Here is a 6395-nt window from a genome sequence, read left to right as displayed (position 1 = left end):
AGTGGCGGAGAGACAGGGATTCGAACCCTGGGTACCCGTGAAGGTACGCCGGTTTTCAAGACCGGTGCCTTAAACCAACTCGACCATCTCTCCATAACTTACAGATGCTATTATATCAACCACACAATATATTGTCAACAGATTATTTGAAATTAAATTATATTTTTATAGATTATTTTAAAATAATTAATTTATATTATATAATAAAGTATCTTATATTAGGAGGTAAAGTATGACTTTATTTGTTTCAGACTTAGATGGTACTTTATTGAATAATTCTGCTGAAGTATCTCCAGAAAGTGCTATTTTATTAAATAAATCAATAGAAAATGGTATTAATTTTACTATTGCAACAGCAAGAACTCCAGCTACTATTGTTAATATACTAAAAGATATTAATATAAAGCTTCCCATAATAACTATGAATGGTTCTGCAATTTATGATATAAAAAATGATAAATATTTAAACTTCACTTCTTTACCAAAGGAAAAAGGATTAGAAATATATCAAATAATAAAATCCTTTAATATTAATGCTTTTGTTTATACTATTAATAATAATCACCTTTACGTATATTATGATAAACTTACGCATCCTTATCAGTTAGAATTTTATAATTCAAGAAAAGCAACTAAATATAAAACCTTTATCCAGGGAGAATTAAATCCAAATTTTGATGTTTTATATTTTACAATCATGGACTATGAAGATAAAATTAGCATACTATATGAAAAATTAAAATTACTTAGTGATTTATATATTGTTAAATATAGAGATACCTATAATAAGGATATAGTTAATCTAGAGATATATGATATAAAATCTTCAAAAGCAAATGCTATTAACATGATAAAAGATAGATATAGCTTTGAAAATTTAATAACCTTTGGCGATAATTTAAATGATATTCCTATGTTTAATATATCTGATAAATGTTATGCTGTTGAAAATGCTGTACAAGACCTAAAGGATATCTCAACTGAAATAATTGGTAAGAATACAGATAACTCTGTTGCAAAGTTCATTTACGAATATATTTAGAAATATAAAAAAACCTCAACAAATTGTTGAGGTTTTTTGTGGCGGAGAGACAGGGATTCGAACCCTGGGTACCCGTGAAGGTACGCCGGTTTTCAAGACCGGTGCCTTAAACCAACTCGACCATCTCTCCATATCACGAATTGTATTATACCAAGTTTTTATATAGTATGTCAACAAAAATATCACTTTTTTTATTTAAAATATAAAATAATATGACTAAATCCACTATTTCTTACACCTATTCATGTTTTTCATATCATAATATACTTAAAATATGCTTCTATCGCTTATATCAATAACCCGAGCCTTTTCATATTCTATTATTCCAAAAAAGAAGGCTAGTTATCCATTGATAACTAACCTAAATAATTACTTTATAACACTCATACCACCCATATATGGTTGTAATGCCTTTGGAATATTTATAGATCCATCTTCATTTAAATTATTTTCTAAGAATGCTATTAACATTCTAGGTGGTGCAACTACAGTATTATTTAATGTATGAGCGAAGTACTTACCATCCTTACCATTTACACGTATCTTTAATCTACGAGCTTGTGCATCTCCTAAGTTAGAACAACTTCCAACTTCAAAGTACTTCTTTTGCCTTGGTGACCAAGCCTCTACATCTATAGACTTAACTTTTAGATCTGCTAGATCTCCTGAACAACATTCTAAAGTTCTTACTGGTATATCTAAAGTTCTAAACAAATCAACTGTATTTTTCCATAACTTATCGAACCACATCTTACTTTCATCTGGATGACATACAACTATCATCTCTTGTTTTTCAAACTGGTGAATTCTATATATACCTCTTTCTTCTATTCCATGTGCTCCCTTTTCTTTTCTAAAACAAGGTGAATAACTAGTTAAAGTTTGAGGTAATGATTCCTCTGGTAATATTGTATCTATGTACTTACCAATCATTGAATGCTCACTTGTACCTATTAAATATAAATCTTCACCTTCAATTTTATACATCATTGCATCCATTTCAGCAAAGCTCATTACTCCAGTAACTACATTACTTCTTATCATGAATGGAGGTATACAGTATGTGAATCCTCTATCTATCATGAAGTCTCTTGCATATGAGATAATAGCTGAATGAAGTCTAGCGATATTTCCCATAAGGTAGTAGAACCCATTTCCAGCAACCTTTCTTGCACTATCTAAATCTATTCCATTTAACTTTTCAATTATATCTGTATGATATGGAATTTCAAATTCAGGTACAACTGGATCTCCAAAAATCTCTAACTCAACATTTTCGCTATCATCTTTTCCTATTGGAACAGTTGGGTCAATGATATTAGGTAAAACCATCATAATATCAGTAATCTTTTTATCTAATTCTGATTCTTTTTCTTCTAATTGTGCTAAACGTTCAGATTGAGCTGTAACTTGCTTCTTTATTTCTTCAGCTTCATCTTTCTTACCTTGCGCCATTAAAGCACCAATTTGCTTCGATATCTTATTTCTTGATGCTCTTAATTCATCAGCTTCTGTTTTTGTCTTTCTATTTTCGATATCTAAAGCTATAACTTCATCTACTAATGGAAGTTTACTATCTTGAAACTTATTTTGAATATTCTTTTTTACAACTTCAGGATTTTCTCTTACAAATTTTAAATCTAACATTTATTAAATTCCTCCTATATATTAATTTACATACAAAAAAGAGTCCATTCATCCCCTGAAAAGGGACGAAAGACTCCGCGTTGCCACCCTAATTGATAGAAATATCTATCCACTTAAATAATTTAACGATTTCCCGTACTGCTCATCACAGTCCCTCCAAGGTGGATTCATAATAACTAAATATCAGTTTACACCAGCCACTGACTCTCTAAAATTTTAATTATTATTACTAGCCTCTTCATAGGTTTAATATTAAATTATAATATATCATTACTATATTATAACTCATTGTTTCTTGTCAATATTTTACTAAATATTATTATCTATATTCTTCGTACAAATTATATCTATACCTGTATTAAGTATATTTTTACATATAATATCCCCTGCTTTAGTTGAACTTCCAACATATATTCTACTTAGTACCTTAGAAAATTCAACAAAATCACTTCTATCTACTTCTTTATTGCTTTTTACAGATATAACACGATTTCTTTCATCGCCCTTTATCCTTACTATGCTTGTAAATGTCTCTTTCATCTTATCCCCCTAAACACCATTAAATTCTTTAATTCTACTAGGCCACAATTGGGAATTCTTTGAGTCTTCTACTACATCACTAGGTCTTTTATTCATTTCCCTTGCTAAAATATTTAATATTTTTCTATCACAATATGAACCATAACAACTTCCAAGGCCAGCACCGGTTCTTCTCTTTATTCCCTCTATAGTTCTTGCACCTAATGGTCTTCTTATACAATCAACTATTTCTCCTTCAGATACCTGATTGCAAACACATACTATATTTCCATATCTCTTATCTAGTGAAATTATTTCATTCCTTTGATTTTTATTCATTTCCCTAAATCTATATACTTCTCTTCTCTTATCAACAAAGTTCTTTTTATAAGTAGCTTTCATATTATTTGCTATAGTATAGCTCATTGTTTTAGCTATAGCAGGTGCAATTGTAATTTTCCCATAGTGAGTTCCCGTTATACTTATATAACCCATATCAATTTTACTATCATCAATATACATTAGGTTTTTATTGCATTGTTCATTAAATATGTTACTTATATTATTTCTTTTAACCTCCGGAAATACCTTATTAGCATATTTTATTCCATCTTCTACAGTTAATTGATGAGAGCTCTTAATTCCAATGATGTATCCATTAGATAGGTTAGGTATATTTAAAACGAACTTATCTTCATCTATGGTATTAATAATGACCTTACTTAGGTCATTCCCATCATCCCCATCTACTACCAAATAAGTTGTGTTATTCATTACTTCATGCCTATTAACTTCTTCACCATCTATCATGTATTTCTTATTTGGAATAGTATTAATTACAACCTTACATGTAAATTTATTTTTATTTGTAGTTACTTTAAATCCCTTTGATATACTCTTTATATCTAGGACTTTCTCTTCAAATCGAAAATTTACCCCGTTATCTGCAGCTACCTCTCCATATGCTATAGCTAAATCATAGGGTGCTATTATCGCTACATTTTCTGAGTATAATGATTTTTTCACATCATATTTTATATTAGGTTCTATATCATATACATCTGAGCTATCAATTAAGTGTACATTTTCTATTCCCCTCTTTTTAGCCCTATCATACATATTAATTAAATCCTTTATACCTTTTTCATCTGCTGCTATCCTTAAAGCTCCTACCTTCTTATAGGCAACATTGAATTTGGAACAAGCCTCTTCAATTAGTTTACTTCCATTTTTCTCAAGAGATGACATTAATTCATTTGATGTCTCTGAACCATCATAAATAACTGATGTATTCACAAATGAGATATCATCAACTATATCATAATCTTTTTCTATTAATGCAATATTCAAATTATACTTTGACATTTCATAAGCAACAGAACATCCTAATATTCCACCGCCTAAAATTAATACATCATAATCCATTAAATATTATTCCTCCACCTTATTTAATTAAAAAACCTCTTTTATTTAGTTCATCTAATATTAAATTGATATTATCCTGTGTATCAGCAGATATAGTATGTAGATGTATTCCATTTGTTAACATGGATAACATCTTCGCACTACTATTATTATATTTTTTCATAAAATTTTCTAAATCATTTAGGTTCTTTATCATTAACATTCCTTTTATTTCTCCATATAAAGGGTGTTCTACAATAACATCTTCCACGACCCCTCCATACTTAACTATAGTTCCTAATTCATGCTCTAAGTCATCTTCTTTATGATTAACAGCAACTATAACTGTAATTTTATTAATTTTATCTCCACCTACCATATACCCATCTGGTGTTGCTATAATATTTTCTCCTCTTGCTCTTAATAATGCTATATCCTTAACAATTATTTGCCTCGTTACATTATATTTTTTTGCTAAATTACTTCCTTTAACTGGTTCATTTAAGTTGATTAACATTTTTATAATGTCGTTTCGTCTCTCATTAGAATTCATCTAAATCCCCCTATCTTAATTATTATCATCGCACTCTTTTATAATCTTTAAATAAATATTAGATCCTACACTTTTATAATGATGTTTTTCTATAGCCTCTAAAAATTCTCTATCATATATGCCACTTGATTTCTTTAACATATTAATAGATTTCTTAGGATGATTATAATATAAATCTATTTTTTTATTATTACTATATTTAATAAGATTCCCATTCATAAACTTATCTAAGATAACTAAAGCTGATTTATCAATTACATTCAACTTATGTTCACTCTTACCTATATCGTGTAATAAAGCTATCTTAGCTAGTTTCTTTTCATCTATATTAGTTTTATTTGAATATGTATTTAATGCATCTTTACAAACTCTTATAGAATGATGCTTATCTGATTTACCTAGCTTATTAAATAAAACCTTTTCTTCCTTATTTAAATATTTATTTAATATTTCTTCATTAATAGGCTTAAATGGCGCTGTAATAGCCCATATAAATTGTTTCACTCTATATAACATAATAACATATACCTCTCATTTAAACTTATGTACGTAATAATGATATCACTATCAATATCTACTATCAATTATCTCACAATATTTGATATATAAACAAAAAGGCTATTATTTAATTAAAAACTTAAATAATAGCTCTTTTATTTGCCCTATTGTAATACTACTTCTTTCTTAATGTCTTTTATAAACTTTAATCATATAGAAACACTATATACTATTTAAAGCTCTATACTTTTTTATACAAAAAAAAGGAATTACAAAAGTAATTCCTTTTATGGTGGAGATAAAGAGATTCGAACTCTTGACCCCCTGCGTGCAAGGCAGGTGCTCTCCCAACTGAGCTATACCCCCAAAATGGTGGACCTTCAGGGACTCGAACCCCGGACCTACCGGTTATGAGCCGGTTGCTCTAACCAACTGAGCTAAAGATCCAGTTGTTACCTGGCAACGTCCTACTCTCCCACACAGTCTCCCATGCAGTACCATTGGCGCTATAGAGCTTAACTTTCCTGTTCGGTATGGGAAGGAGTGTTTCCTCTATGCCATCATCACCAGATTCATTACAAAATAAATTATACAAACTATATTTTATTTTGTCAACATATTTTCAGAGTTGTTCTCTGAAAATTGCACATAATCATTGAAATATCTTTAACTTGGTCAAGCCCTCGACCTATTAGTATCAGTCAGCTACATACATTACTGCACTTACACCTC

General features: G+C 29.4%; 6 protein-coding genes, 4 tRNA genes, 1 rRNA gene and 1 other annotated feature. Of the genes, 1 reads left to right on the top strand and 10 read right to left on the bottom strand.

Features of this window, described 5'->3' with window-relative positions:
* Window positions 1–2 precede the first annotated feature (2 nt).
* Window positions 3–93 (bottom strand) — tRNA-Ser (locus tag I4V16_RS09840).
* A gap of 139 nt (window positions 94–232) precedes the next feature.
* Between I4V16_RS09840 and I4V16_RS09835 the strand changes: the two genes are divergently transcribed.
* Window positions 233–1042 carry a Cof-type HAD-IIB family hydrolase gene (locus I4V16_RS09835; RefSeq protein WP_099329185.1) on the top strand — a complete coding sequence of 270 codons (810 nt, stop codon included), beginning with the start codon at window positions 233–235 and terminating at the stop codon, window positions 1040–1042.
* 39 nt (window positions 1043–1081) lie between these two features.
* On the opposite strand, the gene I4V16_RS09830 is transcribed toward I4V16_RS09835, so the two are convergent.
* The 9 genes from I4V16_RS09830 to rrf all read right to left on the bottom strand — a co-directional run bounded on the left by I4V16_RS09830 (window position 1082) and on the right by rrf (window position 6234).
* Window positions 1082–1172 (bottom strand) — tRNA-Ser (locus tag I4V16_RS09830).
* A gap of 239 nt (window positions 1173–1411) precedes the next feature.
* On the bottom strand, window positions 1412–2689 hold the full coding sequence (serS, locus tag I4V16_RS09825) for a serine--tRNA ligase (protein ID WP_099329184.1): 1278 nt from the start codon (window positions 2687–2689) through the stop codon (window positions 1412–1414).
* Between the two features lie 58 nt (window positions 2690–2747).
* Window positions 2748–2940 (bottom strand) — a binding site (T-box leader).
* Window positions 2941–2998: 58 nt separating this feature from the next.
* Entirely contained in the window at window positions 2999–3229 is a 231-nt protein-coding gene (locus I4V16_RS09820) for a DUF1667 domain-containing protein (RefSeq protein WP_049177973.1), read from the bottom strand.
* 9 nt (window positions 3230–3238) lie between these two features.
* Window positions 3239–4633 (bottom strand): FAD-dependent oxidoreductase, encoded by a 1395-nt coding sequence (locus tag I4V16_RS09815; protein ID WP_049177974.1) that lies wholly within the window; start codon window positions 4631–4633, stop codon window positions 3239–3241.
* 19 nt (window positions 4634–4652) lie between these two features.
* Window positions 4653–5165 (bottom strand): transcription repressor NadR, encoded by a 513-nt coding sequence (locus tag I4V16_RS09810; protein WP_049177975.1) that lies wholly within the window; start codon window positions 5163–5165, stop codon window positions 4653–4655.
* A 15-nt stretch (window positions 5166–5180) separates the two neighbouring features.
* The gene (locus tag I4V16_RS09805) at window positions 5181–5669 is read right to left on the bottom strand and encodes an HD domain-containing protein (RefSeq protein WP_242979733.1); all 489 of its coding nucleotides are present in this window, start codon (window positions 5667–5669) and stop codon (window positions 5181–5183) included.
* A 284-nt stretch (window positions 5670–5953) separates the two neighbouring features.
* Window positions 5954–6029 (bottom strand) — tRNA-Ala (locus I4V16_RS09800).
* A gap of 4 nt (window positions 6030–6033) precedes the next feature.
* Window positions 6034–6110: transfer RNA gene (locus I4V16_RS09795), tRNA-Ile, on the bottom strand.
* 7 nt (window positions 6111–6117) lie between these two features.
* Window positions 6118–6234, bottom strand: a 5S ribosomal RNA gene (gene rrf / locus I4V16_RS09790).
* Window positions 6235–6395: the final 161 nt, after the last annotated feature.

This window comes from Clostridium sp. 1001283B150210_160208_E6 (genome assembly GCF_015669365.1).
GTDB lineage: Bacteria > Bacillota > Clostridia > Clostridiales > Clostridiaceae > Clostridium > Clostridium paraputrificum.
The sequence above is the reverse complement of the archived record's forward strand: the minus strand, read 5'-3'. Positions and strand labels throughout refer to the sequence as shown.

Bases quoted from the DNA above. Each gene is read 5' to 3' on its own strand.
- I4V16_RS09835 (WP_099329185.1), top strand. From the start codon at position 233: ATGACTTTATTTGTTTCAGACTTAGATGGTACTTTATTGAATAATTCT.
- serS (WP_099329184.1), bottom strand. From the start codon at position 2,689: ATGTTAGATTTAAAATTTGTAAGAGAAAATCCTGAAGTTGTAAAAAAG.
- I4V16_RS09820 (WP_049177973.1), bottom strand. From the start codon at position 3,229: ATGAAAGAGACATTTACAAGCATAGTAAGGATAAAGGGCGATGAAAGA.
- I4V16_RS09815 (WP_049177974.1), bottom strand. From the start codon at position 4,633: ATGGATTATGATGTATTAATTTTAGGCGGTGGAATATTAGGATGTTCT.
- I4V16_RS09810 (WP_049177975.1), bottom strand. From the start codon at position 5,165: ATGAATTCTAATGAGAGACGAAACGACATTATAAAAATGTTAATCAAC.